Origin of the sequence: Cupriavidus sp. SIMBA_020 (assembly GCF_046535395.1) — a bacterium.
In the GTDB taxonomy this organism is placed as follows: Bacteria; Pseudomonadota; Gammaproteobacteria; order Burkholderiales; family Burkholderiaceae; genus Cupriavidus; species Cupriavidus campinensis.
Window position 1 is genome coordinate 246,038 of the sequence record NZ_JAWRWU010000005.1, and the last position, 20,532, is coordinate 266,569.

At 67.7% G+C, this 20,532-nt stretch carries 18 protein-coding genes; 6 read left to right on the forward strand and 12 right to left on the reverse strand.

Annotated elements, in window-relative coordinates; genetic code table 11:
* Positions 1 to 12 precede the first annotated feature (12 nt).
* Positions 13 to 957 carry a hypothetical protein gene (locus SB751_RS12525; RefSeq protein WP_410748098.1) on the reverse strand — a complete coding sequence of 315 codons (945 nt, stop codon included), beginning with the start codon at positions 955 to 957 and terminating at the stop codon, positions 13 to 15.
* 234 nt (positions 958 to 1,191) lie between these two features.
* On the opposite strand from SB751_RS12525, the gene SB751_RS12530 reads away from it, so the two are divergent.
* Entirely contained in the window at positions 1,192 to 1,656 is a 465-nt protein-coding gene (locus tag SB751_RS12530; RefSeq protein WP_144197011.1) for a RidA family protein, read from the forward strand.
* Between the two features lie 23 nt (positions 1,657 to 1,679).
* On the opposite strand, the gene SB751_RS12535 is transcribed toward SB751_RS12530, so the two are convergent.
* The 5 genes from SB751_RS12535 to SB751_RS12555 form a co-directional block, all read right to left on the reverse strand.
* A complete protein-coding gene (locus SB751_RS12535) occupies positions 1,680 to 2,975 on the reverse strand; it encodes a CaiB/BaiF CoA transferase family protein (protein WP_250025892.1) in 1,296 nt (431 codons plus the stop codon).
* A gap of 5 nt (positions 2,976 to 2,980) precedes the next feature.
* Positions 2,981 to 4,138 carry an acyl-CoA dehydrogenase family protein gene (locus tag SB751_RS12540; RefSeq protein WP_144197013.1) on the reverse strand — a complete coding sequence of 386 codons (1,158 nt, stop codon included), beginning with the start codon at positions 4,136 to 4,138 and terminating at the stop codon, positions 2,981 to 2,983.
* A 27-nt stretch (positions 4,139 to 4,165) separates the two neighbouring features.
* Complete coding sequence (locus tag SB751_RS12545; protein WP_409558901.1) at positions 4,166 to 5,152, reverse strand: Bug family tripartite tricarboxylate transporter substrate binding protein; 987 nt, start codon at positions 5,150 to 5,152, stop codon at positions 4,166 to 4,168.
* 26 nt (positions 5,153 to 5,178) lie between these two features.
* Positions 5,179 to 6,387, reverse strand: coding sequence for an acetyl-CoA C-acetyltransferase (locus SB751_RS12550; RefSeq protein ID WP_211942802.1), 1,209 nt, complete (start codon positions 6,385 to 6,387; stop codon positions 5,179 to 5,181).
* A gap of 95 nt (positions 6,388 to 6,482) precedes the next feature.
* Positions 6,483 to 7,814 carry an acetyl-CoA hydrolase/transferase family protein gene (locus tag SB751_RS12555; RefSeq protein WP_144197016.1) on the reverse strand — a complete coding sequence of 444 codons (1,332 nt, stop codon included), beginning with the start codon at positions 7,812 to 7,814 and terminating at the stop codon, positions 6,483 to 6,485.
* Between the two features lie 236 nt (positions 7,815 to 8,050).
* Between SB751_RS12555 and SB751_RS12560 the strand changes: the two genes are divergently transcribed.
* Positions 8,051 to 9,217, forward strand: a complete 1,167-nt coding sequence (locus SB751_RS12560) for an acyl-CoA dehydrogenase family protein (protein WP_144197017.1) — start codon at positions 8,051 to 8,053, stop codon at positions 9,215 to 9,217.
* Between the two features lie 99 nt (positions 9,218 to 9,316).
* The gene (locus SB751_RS12565) at positions 9,317 to 10,849 is read left to right on the forward strand and encodes a class I adenylate-forming enzyme family protein (RefSeq protein WP_410748099.1); all 1,533 of its coding nucleotides are present in this window, start codon (positions 9,317 to 9,319) and stop codon (positions 10,847 to 10,849) included.
* 9 nt (positions 10,850 to 10,858) lie between these two features.
* Here the strand turns inward: SB751_RS12565 and SB751_RS12570 are convergent, their stop codons facing one another.
* Entirely contained in the window at positions 10,859 to 11,761 is a 903-nt protein-coding gene (locus SB751_RS12570) for a LysR substrate-binding domain-containing protein (RefSeq protein WP_092297325.1), read from the reverse strand.
* Between the two features lie 396 nt (positions 11,762 to 12,157).
* Between SB751_RS12570 and SB751_RS12575 the strand changes: the two genes are divergently transcribed.
* Entirely contained in the window at positions 12,158 to 12,928 is a 771-nt protein-coding gene (locus SB751_RS12575) for an alpha/beta fold hydrolase (RefSeq protein ID WP_144197019.1), read from the forward strand.
* A 58-nt stretch (positions 12,929 to 12,986) separates the two neighbouring features.
* Positions 12,987 to 13,889, forward strand: coding sequence for a ketopantoate reductase family protein (locus tag SB751_RS12580; RefSeq protein WP_410748100.1), 903 nt, complete (start codon positions 12,987 to 12,989; stop codon positions 13,887 to 13,889).
* 39 nt (positions 13,890 to 13,928) lie between these two features.
* On the opposite strand, the gene SB751_RS12585 is transcribed toward SB751_RS12580, so the two are convergent.
* The 3 genes from SB751_RS12585 to SB751_RS12595 form a co-directional block, all read right to left on the reverse strand.
* Positions 13,929 to 15,431, reverse strand: a complete 1,503-nt coding sequence (locus SB751_RS12585) for a tripartite tricarboxylate transporter permease (RefSeq protein WP_410748101.1) — start codon at positions 15,429 to 15,431, stop codon at positions 13,929 to 13,931.
* 10 nt (positions 15,432 to 15,441) lie between these two features.
* Positions 15,442 to 15,903: a tripartite tricarboxylate transporter TctB family protein gene (locus SB751_RS12590; RefSeq protein ID WP_144197168.1), complete on the reverse strand. Its 462-nt coding sequence runs from the start codon at positions 15,901 to 15,903 to the stop codon at positions 15,442 to 15,444.
* A 281-nt stretch (positions 15,904 to 16,184) separates the two neighbouring features.
* Positions 16,185 to 17,144: a Bug family tripartite tricarboxylate transporter substrate binding protein gene (locus tag SB751_RS12595; protein ID WP_410748102.1), complete on the reverse strand. Its 960-nt coding sequence runs from the start codon at positions 17,142 to 17,144 to the stop codon at positions 16,185 to 16,187.
* Positions 17,145 to 17,315: 171 nt separating this feature from the next.
* Between SB751_RS12595 and yddG the strand changes: the two genes are divergently transcribed.
* Positions 17,316 to 18,236 carry an aromatic amino acid DMT transporter YddG gene (yddG, locus tag SB751_RS12600; protein ID WP_144197023.1) on the forward strand — a complete coding sequence of 307 codons (921 nt, stop codon included), beginning with the start codon at positions 17,316 to 17,318 and terminating at the stop codon, positions 18,234 to 18,236.
* A 3-nt stretch (positions 18,237 to 18,239) separates the two neighbouring features.
* Here the strand turns inward: yddG and SB751_RS12605 are convergent, their stop codons facing one another.
* Both SB751_RS12605 and SB751_RS12610 read right to left on the reverse strand, forming a co-directional pair.
* Positions 18,240 to 19,217: a Bug family tripartite tricarboxylate transporter substrate binding protein gene (locus SB751_RS12605; RefSeq protein WP_144197024.1), complete on the reverse strand. Its 978-nt coding sequence runs from the start codon at positions 19,215 to 19,217 to the stop codon at positions 18,240 to 18,242.
* A complete protein-coding gene (locus tag SB751_RS12610; protein WP_144197025.1) occupies positions 19,214 to 20,530 on the reverse strand; it encodes a DUF1254 domain-containing protein in 1,317 nt (438 codons plus the stop codon). Before SB751_RS12610 ends, SB751_RS12605 begins: the two co-directional genes overlap by 4 nt.
* Positions 20,531 to 20,532 lie beyond the last annotated feature (2 nt).

A 20,532-nucleotide genomic window follows, 5' to 3' on the forward strand; every position in this document is an offset into this window, starting at 1 on the left:
GTCTGTCTCCGATCAGCTCGCAAAGGCTTCCTGAACCGCGCGGGCTTTCTCGCGGAAGGTCTTCAGGGCGGTGACCACGGCGGCCACCTGCCGGGTGTCGTCGTTGAGCGCCTGCGCCAGCGCGGCATGCGCCTTGACCATGTCGTCAGCCGCCGCGCGCGCGTTGGTGCGTCTCAGCGTTTCGATGGCGTCCGTCTTCGCCTGCAAGGTGGTCAGCGCAGCCGTGTAGTCGTCCGGGCTCATGCTGGCGTTGATCTGGCCGGCCATGGTCGTGCCCGCCAGCAGCAGCCCGTCGGCACGCGCCTTGCGCAGGGTGTCCAGCGCCTGCCCCATGGCATCGCCGAGCACGGCTACGGGCTCGTTGGCGGCGGTCACGCCGCGCTTGAGCATGTCGAAGCGCCGCTGGTTGAGCGTGGCCACGCCCACGCTGAAGGCCAGCCCGGCAATCGCGCCGAACTCGTTCGGCAGGCCCACCTTGGCCGTGCTGGCCAGCCCGGCGAGCGAGCCGGTCAGCTTGGAATTCGCGGCCTCCAGCGCTTCCTGGTCCTGGGCATTGGTGATGGCGGCGAGGGCATCGGCGTAGTCGCGCAGCGCGTGGATCAGCGGCGCGGCGGAGGTGGACTCGCGCGGGGCCGACTGGCGCGGCGCCATCGCGGGGTCGGCCGGCTGCAGGGCGCAGGGCAGCGTGTTGTCCGCCGCTGGGGCGGCCGAGACCGTGGCCGGCAGCGCGCATCCGGGGCTCAGCGCCACGCGCGTGCGCGTTGGCGTCAGTTGGGTCTGCTGGATGACAGCCCGTTCCGCCGCCACACCCTTCGTGCCGGACTGGTAGGCCGTGGCGAGGTCATTGACCCCGGCGCGGAAGCTCTCGACTTCGGACTTGTAGAGGTAAGGCGAGCAGGCGGCGAGGCCGGCGCACAGGCAGGCGGCCAGCATGCCGAGCGGCGTGAATCTGCGCATGCTGGCTCCTTTGGCCGGGAATCTCATCAGGGATAGATGATAAAAATGCCAAAGGAAACATTTCTGTGTTCGGTGGCGAACGGAAGCAAATCAGCATGTGCGCCTTGCTAGGCCGGCCGGGCGGACTTGTTCCGCCGTGTATCAAATCAAGTTCTGCCCAGCGGGTTTATCGGCACATGGCGCGCTCCTATAGTGGCTTCCAAGGAACCGCTGTATCTATATAGGAGCTTGATCATGACCGTCGAATCCAGACTCGCCGCACGCGGCCTGACGTTGCCGCCGCCCCCGCAGCCGCTGGGCAGCTATACCGCCGTCAGCCGGGCCGGCGACCTGTTGTTTATCTCCGGCCAGCTACCGTTGCAGGACGGCAAGGTGGTCTGGCAGGGCCAGGTCGGCAAGGACCTGACCGTGGCGCAGGGCCGGCAGGCGGCCGAGCTGGCCGCGCTGAACGTGCTGGCGCAGATCCACGCCCATCTGGGCGGCTTCGAGCGGCTCGACCACATCGTCCGGCTGGAAGGCCATGTGACCAGCGCGCCGGGGTCGTTCGATCAGCCGGCGGTGCTCGACGGCGCGTCCGACCTCTTCGCCGAGGTGCTGGGTGACAAGGCCGGCCATGCCCGCGCCGCCTATTCCCAGACCCAGCAGCCGGGGAATGCGGCGGTGATCCTGGTGGTGATCGCGCAGGTCAAGGGCGCCTGACCGGGGATTTTGTCGGCGTGCCGCTACACCACGCCCTTGGCCCGCAGCGCGGCCACGTCCTGCGGGGCGAGTTTCAGGTAGTCGCGCAGGACCTCTTCCGTATGCTGGCCGAGCGCCGGCGGCGCGTAGCGCAGCGTGGTGGGCGTGTCCGAGAGCCGCAGCGGGCTGGCGGTGGTGCGCACGCGGCTGACCGGGTCGCCGGCACGGGGTTCGTCGGCGCGGTAGCGCGCCTGCTCGATTTGCAGCCCACGGTGCTGCACGTGCGGGTCGGCGAACGCCTGCTCGACGTTGTTGATGGGGCCGCAGGGCACGGACCTGGCTTCCAGCAGGCGGATCCAGTCGTTCGTGGGCTTGCCGCGCGTGACGGCGACCATCATCGGAATCAGGGTCTTGCGGTGGACCACGCGGGCGCTGTTGGTGGCAAAGCGCGCGTCCGTCGCCCAGTCGACCTCGGCGGCCTCGCAGAAGCGGGCGAACTGGCCGTCGTTGCCGATGGCGAGCAGCATGTTGCCATCCGCCGTCGGGAAGTCCTGATAGGGCACCACGCTGGGATGCACATTGCCCTGCCGCGTGGGCACGTTGCCCGCGTTCAGGAAGCCGGCGCCCTGGTTGGCCAGCACTGCCATGGCCACGTCCAGCAGCGCCACGTCGATGCACTGGCCGCGCCCGGTGTGGTGGCGGGCTTCCAGCGCGCCGAGGATGGCCGTGGTGGCGTACATGCCGGTGAACAGGTCGATCACGGCCACGCCCACCTTCATCGGGCCGCCGCCGGGCTCGCCGTCCGCATGGCCGGTGATGCTCATCAGCCCGCTCATGGCCTGCACCAGCAGGTCGTAGCCGGGGCGGGCCGCGTACGGGCCGGTCTGGCCGAAGCCGGTGATCGAGCAGTAGATCAGGCGCGGGTTCAGCACGCTCAGGGTCTCGTAGTCGAGCCCGTAGCGCTTGAGGCCGCCGGTCTTGAAGTTCTCGACCACCACGTCGCTCTGCTTGGCCAGCTCGCGGATCATGGCCTGGCCCTCGGGCGTGGACATGTCCACGGTCACCGAGCGCTTGTTGCGGTTGCACGCCGCGAAGTAGCTGGCCTGCGCGGTCGGGCCGTCATCGCCGGCGAGGTAGGGCGGGCCCCAGAGGCGGGTGTCGTCGCCTTCGGCTGGCTTCTCGATCTTGATGACGTCGGCGCCCATGTCCGCCAGGTTCTGGGTGCACCAGGGGCCGGCGAGCACGCGCGAGAGGTCCAGCACGCGCAGGTGGCTGAGGGCGCCGGTCTGCGGGGACGGGCGGGGCAGGTCGGGGTGGGTTTGGGCTTGGGGTGTGGTCATGGGGCTCAGCCGTTGCGCGCGTCGCGGATCATGTTGCGGGCGATGATGACCTGCTGGATCTGCGTGGTGCCTTCGTAGAGGCGGAACAGGCGCACGTCGCGGTAGAAGCGCTCGATGCCGTACTCGGCGATATAGCCCGCGCCGCCCAGGATCTGCACCGCGCGGTCTGCCACGCGGCCCACCATCTCGGTGGCGAACAGCTTGCAGCAGGAGGCTTCGGTGGAGACGTTGCGGCCTTCGTCGCGGCGGCGTGCGGCGTCGATCACCATGCACTCGGCGGCGTAGAGTTCGGCCTGGCTGTCTGCCAGCATGGCCTGGATCAGCTGGAAGTCGCAGATCGGCTGGCCGAACTGCTGGCGCTCGACGGCGTAGTTGAGCGCATCCCGCAGCACGCGCTTTGCCACGCCCACGCTGACGGCCGAGATATGCAGGCGGCCCTTGTCCAGCACCTTCATGGCGGTCTTGAAGCCCTGGCCTTCCTTGAGCCCGATCAGGTTGGCGGCCGGCACGCGCACGTTCTCGAAGATCACGTCGCAGGTGTGGGCGCCTTTCTGGCCCATCTTCACGTCGCGCTTGCCGAAGCTGATGCCCGGCGTCTTCGCATCGACAATAAAGGCCGAGACGCCGGCCGAGCCCTTGATCGACGGATCGGTGCGCGCCATCAGCGTGAACATGCCGGCCTGCGGCGCGTTGGTGATGAAGCGCTTGGTGCCGTTGACCACGTAGTCGTCGCCATCCCGCACGGCGGTGGTGCGCAGCGAGCCGGCGTCCGAGCCGGCGTCCGGCTCGGTCAGCGCGAAGGAGGCGAGGATCTCGCCCGTGGCCAGCCGGGGCAGCCACGCGGCCTGCTGCTCGGGGGTGCCATCCATCAGGATGCCCTGCGAGCCGATGCCAACCGTGGTGCCCAGCAGCGAGCGAAAGGCCGGTGCGGTCTGGCACAGCTCCATCACCACGCGGGCCTCTTCCTCCATGGTCAGCTCCAGGCCGCCGAAGCGTTCGGGGATGGTCATGCCGAACAGGCCCATCTCGCGCATGTCCTGCACGATGTCCTGGGGGATTTCGTCGGTTTCGGCCACGAGCGCCTCGGCCGGGACCAGCCGCTCGCGCACAAAGCGGCGCACGCTGTCTAGCAGGGCTTCGAGGGTGTCGTTATCGCGGATCATGGTTGGTCGTCCTTTGCTTCGTCTCGGTCAGTCAAGTGTCACGCCCTGCAGCACGCTGGCCCATTGGGTGCGCTCGCGTGCGGCGGTGCTGACGAGATCCTCGGTGGTGCCGTTCCACTGCTCGTACCCCAGTTCGGCGTAGCGCTTGCGCAGGTCCGGGTCGGCCACGGCGTGCTTCACGGCGGCGGTCAGCTTCTGGGCGACCTCGGGCGTCAGGGCCTTGGGCGCGTAGATGCCGTACCAGCCGCCGGCCTCGTAGTCCTTCAGGCCGGCAATGCCGGATTCGCGGAAGGTGGGCACGTTGGGCAGCGCCGTGCTGCGGTTGGGCGAGCCCACGGCGATGGCGCGGACCTTGCCGCCGTGCACGTAGCCGCTGGCGGTGCTGATGATGTCGAACAGCATGTCGATCTGGCCGCCGATGGTGTCCGTCATGGCCGGCGCATTGCCCTTGTACGGGATGTGGTTCAGCTCGACGTTGGCCTGCCGGGCGAACAGCGCGGCGGCCACGTGGTTGGAGCTGCCCACGCCTGACGAGCCATAGCTGAGCTTGCCCGGATGCGCCTTGGCGTAGCTGACCAGCTCCTTGGTGGAGGTGAACGGCTCGCTGTTGTTGACCACCAGCATGTTGTAGTAGCGCGCCACCGGCGCGATCGGCGTGAGGTCCCTGGCCGGGTCGAACGGCATGCGCTTCATGATGTTGGGCGCCACCGTGATGGCGGCGCTGGCCGCGAACCACAGCGTGGTGCCGTCGGGCTTGGCGCGCACGACCTCGTTGCCCGCCAGCGTGGCGTTGGCGCCGGGCTTGTTGTCCACCACCACCGTGGCGTTGAGGGACTTGCCGAGCGCGGCGGCGAACAGCCGCGCGCCCTGGTCAGCCGGGCCGCCGGCCGCGTAGCCCACCACCAGGCGGACCGGCGGGTTGGACTGGGCCATGGCGGCGCCCGCGCCCAGCACGGCGGCGCCAAGGATCAGGCCCGAAAGCAAGGTCCGTCGAAGTCGAAATGATGTGTGCATGGTTGTCTCCTTCATCCTTCTTGTTGTCAGTAGCGCTCGAAAACGGCCGCAATGCCCTGGCCGCCGCCGATGCACATGGTTTCCAGGCCGTAGCGGCCGCCCCGGCGTTGCAGTTCGTGCAGCAGCGTGGTCAGGATGCGTACGCCCGTGGCGCCAATCGGATGGCCGAGCGAGATGCCCGAGCCGTTGACGTTGAGCTTGCTGTCGATCTCGCCCTGGTCCTGCCAGTCCCAGCCCTTCAGCACGGCCAGCACCTGGCAGGCGAAGGCTTCGTTGAGTTCGACCAGATCCATCTGGTCCAGCCGCAGGTTCAGGCGGGCCAGCAGCTTCTTCACCGCCGGCACCGGGCCGATGCCCATGTGCGAGGGCTCGCAGCCGGCGGCGGCCCAGCCGACCAGCGTGGCCATCGGCGTCAGGCCCAGTTCGGCCAGCTTGTCTTCGGCCACGATCAGGCAGGCGGCGGAGGCGTCGTTCTGCTGGCTGGCATTGCCAGCGGTCACGGTGCCGCCCGGCATCAGCGCGCGCAGCTTGCCGAGGGATTCGGTGGTGGATTCGGGGCGATAGCCCTCGTCACGCGCGAAGCGCAGGGCTTCGCCCTTGCGCTGCGGCACGGAGACGGGAACGATCTCGGCGTCGAAGCGGCCGGCTTCCCACGCGGCGGCGGCGCGCTGGTGGCTGCGCAGCGCGAAGGCGTCCGCGGCTTCGCGGCTGATGCCGTAGTCACGCGCCAGGTTCTCGGCGGTTTCGATCATCCCCGAGATCTCGCCGAAGCGCGACACCGGCTGGGAGCGCTCGCGGCCCCGGTCGAGCCGGTCATAGAAGCGGACGTTGCCCGAGCGCGCGCCCCAGCGCATATCGGTGGTGTAGTACTCGATATTGCTCATGCTCTCCACGCCGCCCGCAATGACCACGTCGGCGGCGCCGCTCTGCACCATCATCGCCGCCGTGACCACGGCCTGGAGCCCGCCACCGCAGCGGCGGTCCAGCTGCATGCCCGGCACTTCCACCGGCAGGCCGGCCTGCAATGCGGCCCAGCGGCCCACGCAGGGGACTTCGCTGTTGGCGTAGGACTGGGCAAACACCACATCGTCGATGCGCGCGGGGTCGATGCCGCTGCGCTCCACCACGGCACGCACGGTGGTGGCGGCCAGTTCCTCGACGGGCACCGGGCGCAGGCTGCCGCCGAAGGTGCCAACCGGGGTGCGGACGGGGGTAACGATTGCGGCTCTGCGCATGGGGAGTCTCCTGTGAATCTGGTCTGGGATGGAAATCGGTGGGAATCGATAGCAATCGATAGCAATCGATAGCAATCGATAGCAATCGATAGCAATCAGGCGGCGGCCGGCACGGTGACGAAAGCGGCGCCGCACTGGCGCAGCAGGGCGTGGGCCTGGCGGTCCAGCGCCTCGCGGTGTTCCGGTGCGGCGATGTCGATCATGCGGCGCACGCGGCGCGACAGGGGCAGCCCGCGCAGGTCGGCCACGCCGTATTCGGTGACGATCAGCCCGGCGTCCGATCTGGCCGTGCTGACCGGGCCGGACAACTGCGCGACGATGCGGCTGGCGCCCTTGGTGGTGGCGCCCATGGTGGTGGCTCCTTTCGCGGTGGCCGGCAGCGCGATGATCGGCAGGCCGCCGTGGCTGCGCGCGGCACCGCGCAGGAAGTCCGCGGCGCCGCCCACGGCGCCCATGTAGACGCCGCCGGCCACCTCGGCATTGATCTGGCCGGTCAGGTCCACCTCGATGGCGCCGTTGATGGCCGCCAGCTTGTGCTGGCGCGCCAGCACCTCGGGGTCGTGGGTGTAGGTGGTTTCGCGCAGCTGCAACAGCGGGTTGCGATGCGCCCAGCGGCGCAGGCGCGCGCTGCCCATCAGGATGCCGCCGATGCCGATGCCGGTATCGACGGTCTTGCGTGCGTGCGTCAGCGCGCCGGACTCGGCCAGCGCCACCATGCCGTCGCCCACGGCGCCGCTGTGCAGCCCCAGGTCACGGTGGCCGTGCAGCGCCGCCAGCACCGCTTCGGGCAGGTTGCCGATGCCCATCTGCAGGGTGGCGCCGTCCTCGATCCGGCCGGCGATGTGGCGGGCAATCGCCAGTTCCACTTCCGAGGGGGCGCCGCGTTCGAGGTCGATCGGGCCAAATTGCGCATCGACGGTCAGGGCGATGTCAGCGGCGGTCAGGTAGTGGCTGCCATGGGTCCACGGGATGTCCGGGTTGACCTCGGCGATGATCACGCGCGCCCGGTCCAGCACGGCGGGGAGATATTCGTGCACCAGCCCGAGGCTATGGCGGCCCTCGGCGTCAGCCGGGGAGACCTGCACCAGCGCCACGTCCACCGGCAGCGTGCCGGCCCGGATCAGCCCGGGCAGGTGCGAGTAATGGCTCGGCACGATGTCCAGCAGGCCGGCGCGCGCCAGCTGGCGGTGCGGGCCGCTGGCGGCGTAGCCGAAGAAGTCGATCACATCGGACTGGTCCGGCTGCAGTGTGTCTGACTGGCCGATGCCGACAAAGACACCCAGCCGCCCGCCCTGGGCGATGGCGTGGCGATGGGCGACCAGCGCCCGCGTGAGCGTAAGCGGCTCGGCGGTGGCCTGGCCCCACCAGATGCGGTCGCCGGGGCGGATCAGGGCGCGCAGCGCGGCGGCCAGCGAGTGGGCATCCATGTCCGGCGTGTCTCCTGTTTGTCATTTTTGGGTATGGGCTGGAGCATGTTGGCATTTGCGCGTCGGCGCTATTTGAGAATGCCAATGGTGGACTTCGCCTGTTGCGAAATCAGCCTCCCGGCGCGGCCTGGCGGGCTGTCTTCTGCTCCGGCAAAGGCCCGGTTCCGCAAACGTTGATTGCGCCACACGGCAAACCTGGCGAGCATGGCAACGCCAACAAAAGCGGGAGACGCGCCATGATCGAACAGACCCAATCGAATAACTTCCAGGAAATCCGGGACGCCGTGCGCAGCCTCTGTGCGGCGTTTCCCGACGAGTACTTCCGCAAGATCGACGAGCAGCGGGGCTACCCGGAAGCCTTCGTCAATGCGCTGACCGACGCCGGCTGGCTGGCGGCGCTGATTCCGCAGGAGTACGGCGGCTCGGGGCTCGGCCTGACGGAAGCTTCGGTGATTATGGAGGAGATCAACCGCTGCGGCGGCAACTCGGGTGCCTGCCACGGCCAGATGTACAACATGGGCACGCTGCTGCGCCATGGCTCGGACGCGCAGAAGCAGAAATACCTGCCGAAGATCGCCTCGGGCGAGTGGCGCCTGCAGTCCATGGGCGTGACCGAGCCGACCACCGGCACGGATACCACCAAGATCAAGACCCGGGCCATCAAGAAGGACGGCCGCTACGTGGTCAACGGCCAGAAGGTGTGGATCAGCCGCGTGCAGCACAGCGACTTCATGATCCTGCTGGCCCGCACCACGCCGCTGGACGAGGTGAAGAAGAAGAGCGAGGGCATGTCGATCTTCCTGGTGGACCTGCACGAGGCCCAGAAGAAGGGCATGGTGGTGCGCCCGATCCCGAACATGGTCAACCACGAGACCAACGAGCTGTTCTTCGAGGATCTGGAGATTCCCGAGGAAAACCTGATTGGCGAGGAAGGCAAGGGCTTCAAGTACATCCTCGACGGCCTGAACGCCGAGCGCACGCTGATCGCCGCCGAGTGCATCGGCGACGGCTACTGGTTCATGGACCGCGTGACCAAGTACGTGACCGAGCGCCAGGTCTTCGACCGGCCCATCGGCCGCAATCAGGGCGTGCAGTTCCCGATTGCCGAGTCGTTCATCGAACTGGAAGCCGCCAACCTGATGCGCTGGAAGGCGTGCGAGCTGTACGACGCGCACGCGGCGATGGGCGCGCAGGCCAATATGGCCAAGTACCTCGCCGCCAAGGCGAGCTGGGAGGCAGCCAATGTCTGCCTGCAGTTCCACGGCGGCTTCGGCTTCGCCTGCGAGTACGACATCGAGCGCAAGTTCCGCGAGACGCGCCTCTATCAGGTGGCGCCGATCTCCACGAACCTGATCTACTCCTATGTGGCGGAGCACATCCTGGGCCTGCCGCGCTCGTTCTGAGCGGCAATCGACCTTGTCCGTTGCACGCCAGATGCACCGCCCCTACACTGGCGGCACTCAAGCCAAAGCCAGCCTTCATTGATCGAGGAAGACCCAGACATGTGTTCGGACCGAACCCCCGCCCAACGCATCAGCGACATCCCCCGTCACTGGGCGCTCGCCACGCCTGACCGCCCGGCGGTGGTGGAGGAAGGGCGCGCCGTGTCTTATGGCGAACTCTGGGCCGATATCGAGGCCGCGCAGCAGTACCTGCGCACGCAGGGCGTGGCCGGCGGCGACCGGGTGATGATCGTCGCCGAGAACTCGCTGTCCGTGGTGACGCTGCTGTTCGCGCTGTCGGAGATCGGCGCGTGGCCGGTGGTGGTCAATGCGCGGCTGTCCGAGCGGGAGGTGGAGGTCATCCGCGCGCATTGCCGGCCCCGGCTGATGCTGTTCACGCACGGCGCCTCGCCCGATGCCCTGCGGCACGGCGTGACCTACCGCGCCCGGGAAACCGCGCCGCCGGGCCTGGGCCCGCTGATGGCCGGCGCGGTGGACCCGACCAGCGAGCGCGTGCCTGAGGCACTGGCGCAGGAAGTGGCGGCGCTGATCTACACCTCGGGCACCACCGGTCAGCCGAAGGGGGTGATGGTGTCGCATCGCGGCCTGCTGCACTTCGCGCGGGTCACCGTGGCGTCGCGGCGCATGGTGCCGGACGACTGCGCCTACGCGGTCATGCCGATGTCGCACATCTTCGGCATGGGCACGGTGCTGCTCGCCACCTTCCAGGCGGGCGCCAGCCTGAACCTGTCGTCCCGCTTCAATGCGGCGGATGTGACGCAGGCCATCGAAGCCGGCGCGATTTCCATCCTGCAGGGCGTGCCGACGATGTTCCACCGCATCCTCGCCCATCTGCGGGCGGCCGGCGTGCAGCGGCTGGCCTCCACCCGGCTGCGCTATTTGTACACGGGTGGCGGTCCACTCGACCCGACGCTCAAGCAGGAAGTGGAGGGCATGTTCGGCCAGCCGCTGCATCACGGCTATGGCATGACCGAGTACGCCGGTTCGCTGTTCGTCACGCATATGGATCGCCCGCGCACCGATTGCGCGGCGGGGGAGATCGTGGAAGGGGCCGAAGTGCGGCTGATCGGCGCGGATGGCCAGCCGGTGGAGACGGGCACGCCGGGCGAAATCTGGGTCCGGGGGCCGGGTGTCATGCTTGGCTACTATCTCGCGCCGGAACTGACCAGGCAGGTCATCAGCGAGGACGGCTGGCTCAATACCGGCGATATCGGCCGGCTCGGGCCGGACGGCGCGCTATACATCGTCGGCCGGACCAAGGACCTGATCATCCGCTCGGGCTTCAATGTCTACCCGATCGAGGTGGAGTCGGTGCTCAACGCCCATCCGGCGGTGCTGGTGTCGGCGGTGGTTGGCGTGCCGACGTCGGACGGCAACGAGGAAGTGGTGGCCTTCGTCGAGATCAAGGAGGGGGAGAGCTTCGACGCGGACGCGCTGCGTGCCTTCGTGATGGACCGGCTGTCGCCCTACAAGCGGCCGGAGCGCTACCTGCGGCTGGGGGCGATTCCGAAGACGGCCAGCGGCAAGCTGCTCAAGCACCAGCTGCGGGAAATGCTGGCCGGGCAGGGGTAACTTCTTCGCCTAGTCCTGGCGGCCCTGGCCGTCCTCGACCAGCAGATCCACCAGCTTGCGGGCGAATAGCGGCAGCGCCGCCAGATCCGCCACGCAGATCTGGAGGCGGCGCTCCGCCCAGTCGTCCTCAAGCTGGACGATGCTCAGCGCCATCGACTTGGCGTGCCGGACGGCCGTGCTCTCCGGCAGCACGCCGATGCCCACGTTCGCCTCGATCATCCGGCAGGCCGTCTCGAAATTGCTGACCTGCACCCGCCAGCGCAGCGAGCGCTGGAGGTCAGCGGCGGCGCCTTGCAGGAAGGTGTGGATGGCGCTGGCCTCGGGCAGGCCGATGATGTCGTACTTCAACGCCTCGATGAACCCCACGCGCTTGCGCTGCGCCAGCGGGTGGCTGAGTGCCACCGCCAGCACGAGGCGGTCATTCCGGTAGGGCATCATCTCCACCCCTTCGGCACGGAGATTCCCCGCGACGATGCCGATATCGACGGCGCCTTCCTGCACCGCACGCAGAATGTGCGGGCTCAGGCGCTCCTGCATGTCGATCGTCACGTCCGGATGATTCACCAGATAGGTCCGCAGCACGGCCGGCAGGTACTCGCTCATCGCCGTGGTATTGGCGAACACCCGCACGTGGCCTTTCACGCCGGATGCGTATTCCTGAAGGTCGCCACTGAGCTGTTCCAGCTGGCGGATCACGCGCCGTGCATGGGCCAGCAGCGTTTCCCCCGCGCCGGTGACCTTCACGCCATGACTGCTCCGGCTGAGCAGCTTCACGCCCACGTGTTCCTCCAGATTCTTGATCCGGGTGCTGGCAGCCGCGAGCGAGAGATGAGAACGTTCGGCGCCGCGAGTGAGGCTGCTGGCCTCCGCGATATGCGTGAAGAGTTTCAGGTCGACGAGATCAAAGCGCACGAGTGGGTTCGCGGAGGCGGGAAGCGCCCGGGAATGAAAAGATGAATTGGGGGGATTTTGCGCTTGCAGCCGGCCTATTGCAAAGGCATGGAAGGCTTGTTCTGCCTTGCAGTATGGCGCAGCAGGTCAGGCACCTTTTGCGGGATGCCGGCTGCGGGAGGGGCTTCAGCGCATCGCGCGGCGGATTCCGGTAGCATCCGGCTCGCTGTAGATCGGGACTGGCCCCCGGCGCCTTTGTATCGGTTTGTATCCGGGGTGGGCGCCGATACATGGGCATACCGATCCACGCATTCATCACATCGGGGCGATACATGGCGGCGCTTCAATCCATGCAGGGCAGGCGGCCGTCACGCACAGCCCGTCTCCTGTGTCCCATCACCCATTGAAAGGATCGACATGTTGAATCGCACGCTTGCATCGCTGGCCGTCGCGGCCCTCGCTTTCTCGGCCGGCTCGGCCGCCTACGCAGCAGAGAAGGCCCCCACCTCGGTCGTGATCGTGCACGGCGCGTTTGCCGATGGCTCGGACTGGGCCAAGGTGATTCCGCTGTTGCAGGCAAAGGGCATCAAGGTGCAGGCCGTGCAGAACGGGCTCAATTCGCTGGGCGATGACGTGGCGGCCACGCGCCGCGCCATCAACAACCAGCCGGGCAAGGTCGTGCTGGTGGGCCATTCGTGGGGCGGCACGGTGATTACCGAGGCGGGCGCCGCCGACAAGGTCTCCGCGCTCGTCTACGTGGCCGCCTTCGCACCGGATGCGGGGCAGTCCACGGAGGAAGTGGGCAAGGCTCACCCGCCGGCGCCGGGTATCGGCAAGCTCGTGGCCGATGCGGAGGGCTACCTGTCGTTGCCGCCCGACGCGCTGGCCAGCGATTTCGCGCAGGACGTGCCGGCCGCCCAGGCACGGGTCATGGCCGCCACGCAGGGCCCGATCCAGGCGAAGGCGTTTGGCGAGAAGACCACCGTTGCGGCATGGAAGACGCGGCCCTCCTGGTACATCGTCAGCCAGAACGACCGGATGATCCCCCCGGCGCTGGAGCGCGAGATGGCCAGCAAGATCGGCGCGAAGGTGACCACGCTGCCGACCAGCCACGTGCCGCAGCAGTCGCGGCCGGCCGAGGTGGCGAAGGTCATTCTTGACGCCGTGCAGACGGTGCAGCGGCAGTAAGGCGCGCGGCAAGGCACTCCGCCGCGCAGGCAATTCCAAGCAATGCGAGGAACATCAAATGAAAATCGCGGTGATTGGCGCAGGTGCGGTGGGCTGCTTCTATGGCGGGATGCTGGCGCGGGCCGGTCAGGACGTGGTGCTGATCGGCAGGCCGCGGCATGTCGATGCCATCCAGGCGCGCGGCCTTCGATTCGAGTCGCTACAGTTCGATGAACAGGTGAGCGTCGCGGCAAGCCCCCATGCGGCGGCCGTGGAGGACGCCGATATCGTGCTGGTCTGCGTGAAATCCGTTGACACGGAGCAGGTTGCCGACGAGATCCGCGGCCACCTCAAGCGCGAAGCGCTGATTGTGTCCCTGCAGAACGGCATCGACAATGCGGATCGGCTGGAGGCGGCGTTGGCACGCCCCGTGATTCCTGCCGCCGTCTACGTCGCCAGCGAGATGGCCGGCGATGGGCACCTCCGGCATCACGGCCGGGGTGACCTGGTGATCGGGCCGGAGCAGGGCAGCGAGCTGGTGGCGCGCCTGTTCCACGACGCCGGCGTGCCAACGATTGTCTCGGCCAATGTGGCCAGCGCGCTCTGGGAAAAGCTGATCCTGAACTGCGCGTACAACGCCTTGTCCGCGATCGTCAATCTGCCTTACGGCGAGATTCGCGGCGTGGCGTCCGCCGAGGAAGCGATGCGCAACCTCATCGCGGAGTGCCTCGCCGTGGCGCGCGCCGAAGGCGTCGATATCGACCTCGATGCGGCCAGCCAGCTCGAACGGATTCGCCGCACCATCCCTCTTGGCCAGTACTCGTCGATGGCGCAGGACTTCGCCCGGGGCCGCGCCAGCGAGATCACGGCCCTCAATGGCGCCATCGTCCGTCGTGGCAACGCGCGGGGCGTGCCAACGCCGGCCAACCAGCTGATCGTCGCGCTGGTGGAGCTGCTGGAAAACCAGTACCGCCAGAAATAACCAGCGCGGCGGCGCCCGATGGCGCCGCCGCGCTTGGCCTCACTCCTCCTGGAATGCCTCCTCGCGCTTGGCCTTGATCGCGGGCAGCGCCACCACGGCCACCAGCGCCGCGGCCGCCATCAGCAGGCCAAGCGACAGCGGACGCGTCGTGAACACCGTGTAGTCACCGCGCGACAGCAGCAAGGTGCGCCGGAAATTCTCCTCCATCATCGGCCCGAGCACGAAGCCGAGCAGCAGCGGCGCCGGCTCGCACTTCAGCTTATGGAACACATAGCCGATGAGGCCGCAAGCGGCTGCCGCGAAGACATCGAACACCGTGTTGTTGACCGAGTAGACCCCGATGCTGCAGAACACGAGAATGGCCGGATAAAGGAAGCGATACGGCACCGTCAGGAGCTTGACCCAGACGCCGATCAGCGGCAGGTTCAGCACCACCAGCATCAGGTTGCCGATCCACATGGAGGCAATCAGGCCCCAGAACAGCGCCGGGTTACTGGTCATCACCTGCGGGCCGGGCTGGATGTTGTGGATGGTCATCGCGCCCACCATCAGCGCCATCACGGCGTTGGGCGGAATACCCAGCGTCAGCAGCGGGATGAAGGACGTCTGCGCCGCAGCGTTGTTGGCCGATTCCGGACCCGCCACGCCTTCGATGGCGCCCTTGCCAAACTCATGGGCGTATTTCGACGTCTTCTTCTCCAGCGAGTACGCCGCGAACGAGGCCAGCGAGGCACCGCCGCCCGGCAGGATGCCTAGCGCCGAGCCGAGCATGGTGCCGCGCAGCACCGCCGGGATCATGCGCCGGAGGTCCTCCCGGCTCGGGAAGAGTCCGGTGACGCGGTCCGTGAAGGTCTCGCGGTGTTCCTTCTGCTCCAGGTTGGCGATGATTTCGGCAAAGCCGAACAGGCCCATTGCCAGCGCAGTAATGCTGATGCCGTCGGTCAGTTCCGGCACATCGAACGAAAACCGCGCGGCGCCGGAGTTGACGTCCGTGCCAACCAGGCCGAGCAGCAGGCCAAGGACGATCATGGCCACTGCCTTGACGAGCGATCCCGACGCCAACACCACGGCGCCGATCAGACCGAGCACCATCAGCGAGAAGTACTCCGCCGGCCCGAACTTGAACGCCAGCTCGGAGAGCGGCGTGGCAAACGCGGCCAGGATCAGCGTGGCGACGCTACCCGCGAAGAAAGAGCCGAGCCCGGCGGTGGCCAGCGCCACGCCGGCACGGCCACGGCGCGCCATCTGGTAACCGTCCAGCGTGGTCACCACGGCTGACGATTCGCCCGGCAGGTTGACCAGGATAGCGGTGGTGGAACCGCCGTACTGCGCGCCGTAGTAGATGCCGGCCAGCATGATCAGCGCGGCCACTGGCGGGAGCGTGTAGGTGATGGGCAGCAGCATGGCGATGGTCGCCAGCGGCCCCAGGCCGGGCAGCACGCCGATCAGCGTTCCCAGCACACAGCCCAGGAAGGCATAGGCCACGTTCTGTAGCGAGAGCGCCGTGGAAAATCCGAGCGCGAGATGACTGAGCAACTCCATTCCATCACTCCTAGTTGGTCAGGAACGCCGGCCACACCGGCATCTGCAGGTTGATGCCGTAGACAAACGCCACGGTACTGATCGCCACGAGGACCACCGCATTGAGCGCGGCACCCCTCCAAGTGAACTCATGGCTGGCCATCGACGAGACAAGCACCAGCGCCAGCACGGACAGCACCATGCCGAGCGGCTTCAGCAGCAGGCCGAACAGGACCACGGAACCCAGGATCCACAGCAGCGTCTTGATGTCCCAGCGCGCCATGCTATCCGCTTCGCCTTCGCGAGACATGGACCCGGCTGCCACCACGGCGCCGAGCAGCGCCAGCACGATGCCGAGCCAGAACGGGAAGTAGCCCGGCCCCATCTTGGCGGCCGTGCCCATGGAATAGCCACGGGCAACGAAGGAAAAGCTGAGTCCGACGACGACGAACATCAGCCCTGAAAGTAGATCTGTCTGCTTGCGTATGCGTATGCGTATGCGCATGCGAGGTCTCCTTGGGGGCGCGCGGATCGGACGGCGCGCAAGGCGCCGACACAACCGACTCTGTTTTTGGAGTTCCGAAAGATACATCATGGTGTGATGTATTTTGATGAAGACAAGGGTTATCCCCTAGAAATCCGTGGAGGGCAGCGATGGGGGCAGTATTCGTTGCGGTGGCCGGCGCGCCACAATGAAAATCGCCCGGCAGCCTTGATGACTGCCGGGCGATTGCCTGGATTTGGGAGGGGGGCGCCGTCAGCCGGCGACGGCCTTCAGTCCGCCGTGGCCCCCGACCGCTTCACCACCGTCGACCACTTCTTGATCTCGCTGTCGATGAACTTGCCGGTTTCGGCCGGGGTCATCGGCATTGGCTCGGAGCCACGGTCGGTGATGAACTTGCGCAGTTCCGGCGATTGCAGCGCCTTCACCGTCTCCGCGTTGAGCTGGTTGACGATGGCCGGCGGCGTGCCCGCCGGCGCCATCATCACCGCCCACCCCAGCGCTTCGAAGCCCGGCACGCCTTCTTCGCGCACGGTTGGCACCTGCTGCAGCTGGGGCACGCGCTTCGCCGTGGTCACGGCCAGCGCCACGGCCTTGCCGGACTGGATCAGTGGCATGGCGGCGGTCACGGAATCCACCATCAGCGGGATCTGGTTGCCCAGGAAGTCCGCCTGCGCCGGGCCGCTGCCCTTGTACGGAATATGCACGATGAACACGCCGGTCTGCGCCTTGAGCATTTCTGCGGACAGGTGCTGCGTGCCGCCGATGCCGGCGCTGGCATAGCTGTACTTGCCCGGTGCCGCCTTGGCCTTGGCAATCAGCGCATGCAAGGACTGGAAGCCCGATTGCGGCGTGGCCAGGAAGACCAGCGGCACCGAGAACACCCCGGAGACCGGCGCGAAGTCCTGGCGCGGATCGTAGTTGATCTTCTTGTAGAGCGTCTGGTTGATGGCCATCGCGCTGCCGCCCATGACCAGTGTGTAGCCATCGGCCGGGGCCTTCGCGGCGACTTCCATGCCGATATTGCCGCCGGCGCCGGCACGGTTTTCCACCACGATGGACTGGCCGAGCTGCTTGCCGAGCTTCTCGGCCAGGGCGCGCGCGAAGATGTCGGTGGCCTGTCCGGGCGGGAAGGGCACGATCAACTTGATGGGACGGTCCGGATAGGCGGCGTGGGCGGTGCTGGCGATGCCCAGCAGCAGGGCCACAAGGGTGGTGCGCGACGGCTTCAACGGAATCTCCTCAAACAATGGGCAATGACGTGACGTCTCTCGATGGCGTCTACGGGCGAGATTCTACGCCCCATGCCCCCACGTCCCCAGCCAGTCGGCCAAATTCGGCAGGCCCTGGCCCGGGCCGATTAGAATGCCGCTCCTACCGTCCACATTGTCGTATCCGAGCACATGGCAGTCACGCATAGCAGAAAGCAGGCCACGCTGATCGGGCTGGTCGCGATCCTCCTCTGGAGTTCGATCGTCGGCCTGATCCGGGGCGTCAGCCAGAGCTTTGGCGCCACCGGCGGGGCGGCGCTGATCTACACGGTGGCCTCGGGGCTGCTGTGGCTCTCCGTCGGCGCCGTCAGCATCCGCGCGCTGCCGCGTGCCTACCTGATCTGGGGCAGCCTGCTGTTCGTGTCGTACGAGCTGTGCCTGTCGCTGTCCATCGGCTATGCCAACAGCGGCAGGCAGGCCATCGAGGTCGGCATGGTCAACTATCTCTGGCCAAGCTTCACGATGCTGGCCGCCATCCTCTTCAACCGTCAGCGCGCCAACTGGCTGATCGTGCCGGGCTTCCTGATGGCGATCCTGGGCATTGCGTCGGTGCTCGGCGGCGAGCAGGGCTGGGATCTGGGCGGCATGGCGCGCAACGTGCAGGACAACCCGCTCAGCTATGGCCTGGCGTTCGCCGGCGCCGTGATCTGGGCCGGCTATTGCACGGTGACCAGCCGCATCGCGCAAGGCAAGAACGCCATCACGCTGTTTTTCATGCTGACGGCGCTCACCCTGTGGGGCAAGTACCTGTTCACACACGGCGAGACCATGGTGTTCAGCTATGCCGGCTGCATCTACCTGGCGCTGGCGGCCTGCGCGATGGGCTTTGGCTATGCGGCGTGGAACGTCGGCATCCTGCATGGCAATGTGACGGTGCTGGCCGGCGCCTCGTACTTCATTCCGGTGCTCTCGGCCGCGCTGGCTGCGGCACTGCTGCAAACGCCGCTTTCCTTCTCGTTCTGGCAGGGCGCGTCGATGGTCTGCGGCGGCTCTGTCCTATGCTGGCTGGCTACGCGCGGGCGGCACACGCCCCGCGCGCCCCAGCAGGAGTAAGCGTTACTCCAGCACAATCCCCCGTGCCTTCACCAACGCGCCCCACTTGGCCACTTCGCTGTCGATGAATCCGGCAAAATCAGTGCTGGTGCCGGGCACCGGTTGCAGGCCGAGCGCCAGCAGCCGCTTGACGATCTCCGGTTCGCCCAGTGCCTGCGTCGCATCCCGATTCACCTGCTGGACGATGCCGACCGGTGTGCGCGCCGGGGCGACGATCCCGAACCAGCCGTGCCCCACCACGCCGGGCACGCCCTGCTCGGCAAACGTCGGCGCGTCACGATAGACCGGCGTGCGGGCTTCTGCCGCCACGGCAATCACGCGCAGCTTGCCTGTCTGGATGAACGGCAGCGCCGTGGTGATCGCGGTCAGCGTGGCATCCACGCGGCCGGCCAGCAGCTCCGTGTAGGCGGTGGCGTCGCCGCGATAGTGCACGTTCAGCGCCTTGAACCTGGCCTGCTGCGCGAACAGTTCGGCCGTCAGGTGCGGGCCGGAGCCGATACCGGGCGAGGCGAACGTCACGCCATCGGGCTTCTTCTGGGCCATCTTGACGAAGTCCGCCACCGTCTTGACCGGCGAATTCGCGTTGACGATCAGGAAGATCGGCCCAAGCACGCGCGGCCCCACGGCGACGAAATCCTTGTGGATGTCGAACCGCTGCGCCAGTCCCGCGCCCGTGTTGATGGCGAACGGCGCGGCGGCCCAGAGCAGGGTATAGCCGTCAGGCGCGGCATGGGCCACCGTCTCGCTGGCCAGCCGCGTGCCGGCGCCGGGCTTGTTTTCCACCACCACCTGCTGGCCGTACTTGCGGCTCAACGCCTCGGCCAGCACGCGGGCCGAGGTGTCGTTGGACCCGCCGGCCCCGTAGGGCGAGATCAGCCGCACCGGCCTGGCGGGGTAGGTCTCCGCGAACGCGGCCGGCGCCACGCCCGCCAGGGCCATGGCGCCAAGCAGGCGGCGGCGTATGCGTTGTTGCGGCGTCATGCGGCACCTCCCGTGCGCTGGATGACCGGATACCGGTAGGTCCTGTCGAGGTGGGCGGCCTGCGGCACGTAGAGCCGCAACGCCACGTAGAACGGCCCCGGCGGCGCCGGCAGCCAGTTTCCGTGCAATGCCGGATCGGCCGGAGGCTGCGCGGAAAGCCAGAGCGTGAGGCTGCCATCGGCACCACGCTGGAGCGACGCCGAGCGGTCGCCCAGCGAATAGCGGTCAATCGCGTTCGGTACGAGCATGCAGTCCTGCTTGTCGTACATCGTGAGGGACCAGAAGGCGCCCACCTGTGGCGGATTGTCGGCGGGGAAGTCGAGCCGGTATCCGTGCCGGCCGTCGAGCGGCTCGCCATCGCCGCTGCGGTCCGCAATCACGTACATCGCCTCCTGCACGCCCAATGCGCCGATATAGTTGCGCGCCACGTGCGCACGCTGAGCGAAGTTCCCGCCATAGGATTCGCGGACCTCGACGGACATCGCCCAGCCGCCGCCCATGTCGGACGACTGGGGCACTGCCAGCGCCTCTAACACGTCGTGCAGCGCCGCGCCCAGGATTTCGCGCTGGCTGGCGCTGGGCACGACATCCGGACCGAGGCCGACGCTGGCGAAGCTGCCCACCCGCCCAGCTTCGGCGGCGGGCGGTGGGTTCTCGCGCAGCGCCCGGGCGACCACCTCGGCAAAGCGCTGTGGATCGCCGAGTTGCTCGCCCGGATGCATGCCGGTGTCGAACGGCCGCGCAGCGTCGGCGCCATCGAGCGTGGTCAGGTGGATGGCGTCCTGCAGCGCGTGCACCACCGGGAGGTCCGCATCACCATCCACCAGCAGGCGGCCGATCATCCAGACCGCATCGGTCGGGCAAGGCACGGCGTGCATGTCCGCCGGCATTTCGCCACGCCACGATGGCCCGTGCAGCAGGAAACGCCCCGCCGCCGTGCCCGTGGTGCGGCTGCCGATATAGCCGAACGGGTTCGTGTAGAAGTCGAGCAGGCCCAGCACGTAATAGCGCCCGTTGAAGTCCGGCACATGCAGCACGACCGGCCCCTGCGACAGATCGAGCCACGCGTTGGTGTAGAGCGTGTCGTTGTTCGGCGTGACGACCTGACGGTGCTGCGGGCCCAGCAGCGCGCGCGTGTGGATCAGGTGGTTGATCCAGCGTAGCGTGGACGCGGGGCCGTCTCCGGCGAAGTTGCCTGCGCGGTTGCGTCGCGGGCACGTGGCCGCGCGCATGCGCGCCATCTCGTACAGCGGCAGCGTGTAGATCACGGCATCGCGCGCCAGCGCGGGTGTACCGGCTTTCTCTTGGGGCATGG

What these genes read in the sequence shown, in the direction of transcription:
- SB751_RS12525 (WP_410748098.1), bottom strand. Translation starts at nt 957, where the DNA reads ATGCGCAGATTCACGCCGCTCGGCATGCTGGCCGCCTGCCTGTGCGCC.
- SB751_RS12530 (WP_144197011.1), top strand. Translation starts at nt 1,192, where the DNA reads ATGACCGTCGAATCCAGACTCGCCGCACGCGGCCTGACGTTGCCGCCG.
- SB751_RS12535 (WP_250025892.1), bottom strand. Translation starts at nt 2,975, where the DNA reads ATGACCACACCCCAAGCCCAAACCCACCCCGACCTGCCCCGCCCGTCC.
- SB751_RS12540 (WP_144197013.1), bottom strand. Translation starts at nt 4,138, where the DNA reads ATGATCCGCGATAACGACACCCTCGAAGCCCTGCTAGACAGCGTGCGC.
- SB751_RS12545 (WP_409558901.1), bottom strand. Translation starts at nt 5,152, where the DNA reads ATGCACACATCATTTCGACTTCGACGGACCTTGCTTTCGGGCCTGATC.
- SB751_RS12550 (WP_211942802.1), bottom strand. Translation starts at nt 6,387, where the DNA reads ATGCGCAGAGCCGCAATCGTTACCCCCGTCCGCACCCCGGTTGGCACC.
- SB751_RS12555 (WP_144197016.1), bottom strand. Translation starts at nt 7,814, where the DNA reads ATGGATGCCCACTCGCTGGCCGCCGCGCTGCGCGCCCTGATCCGCCCC.
- SB751_RS12560 (WP_144197017.1), top strand. Translation starts at nt 8,051, where the DNA reads ATGATCGAACAGACCCAATCGAATAACTTCCAGGAAATCCGGGACGCC.
- SB751_RS12565 (WP_410748099.1), top strand. Translation starts at nt 9,317, where the DNA reads ATGTGTTCGGACCGAACCCCCGCCCAACGCATCAGCGACATCCCCCGT.
- SB751_RS12575 (WP_144197019.1), top strand. Translation starts at nt 12,158, where the DNA reads ATGTTGAATCGCACGCTTGCATCGCTGGCCGTCGCGGCCCTCGCTTTC.
- SB751_RS12580 (WP_410748100.1), top strand. Translation starts at nt 12,987, where the DNA reads ATGAAAATCGCGGTGATTGGCGCAGGTGCGGTGGGCTGCTTCTATGGC.
- SB751_RS12585 (WP_410748101.1), bottom strand. Translation starts at nt 15,431, where the DNA reads ATGGAGTTGCTCAGTCATCTCGCGCTCGGATTTTCCACGGCGCTCTCG.
- yddG (WP_144197023.1), top strand. Translation starts at nt 17,316, where the DNA reads ATGGCAGTCACGCATAGCAGAAAGCAGGCCACGCTGATCGGGCTGGTC.
- SB751_RS12605 (WP_144197024.1), bottom strand. Translation starts at nt 19,217, where the DNA reads ATGACGCCGCAACAACGCATACGCCGCCGCCTGCTTGGCGCCATGGCC.
- SB751_RS12610 (WP_144197025.1), bottom strand. Translation starts at nt 20,530, where the DNA reads ATGCCCCAAGAGAAAGCCGGTACACCCGCGCTGGCGCGCGATGCCGTG.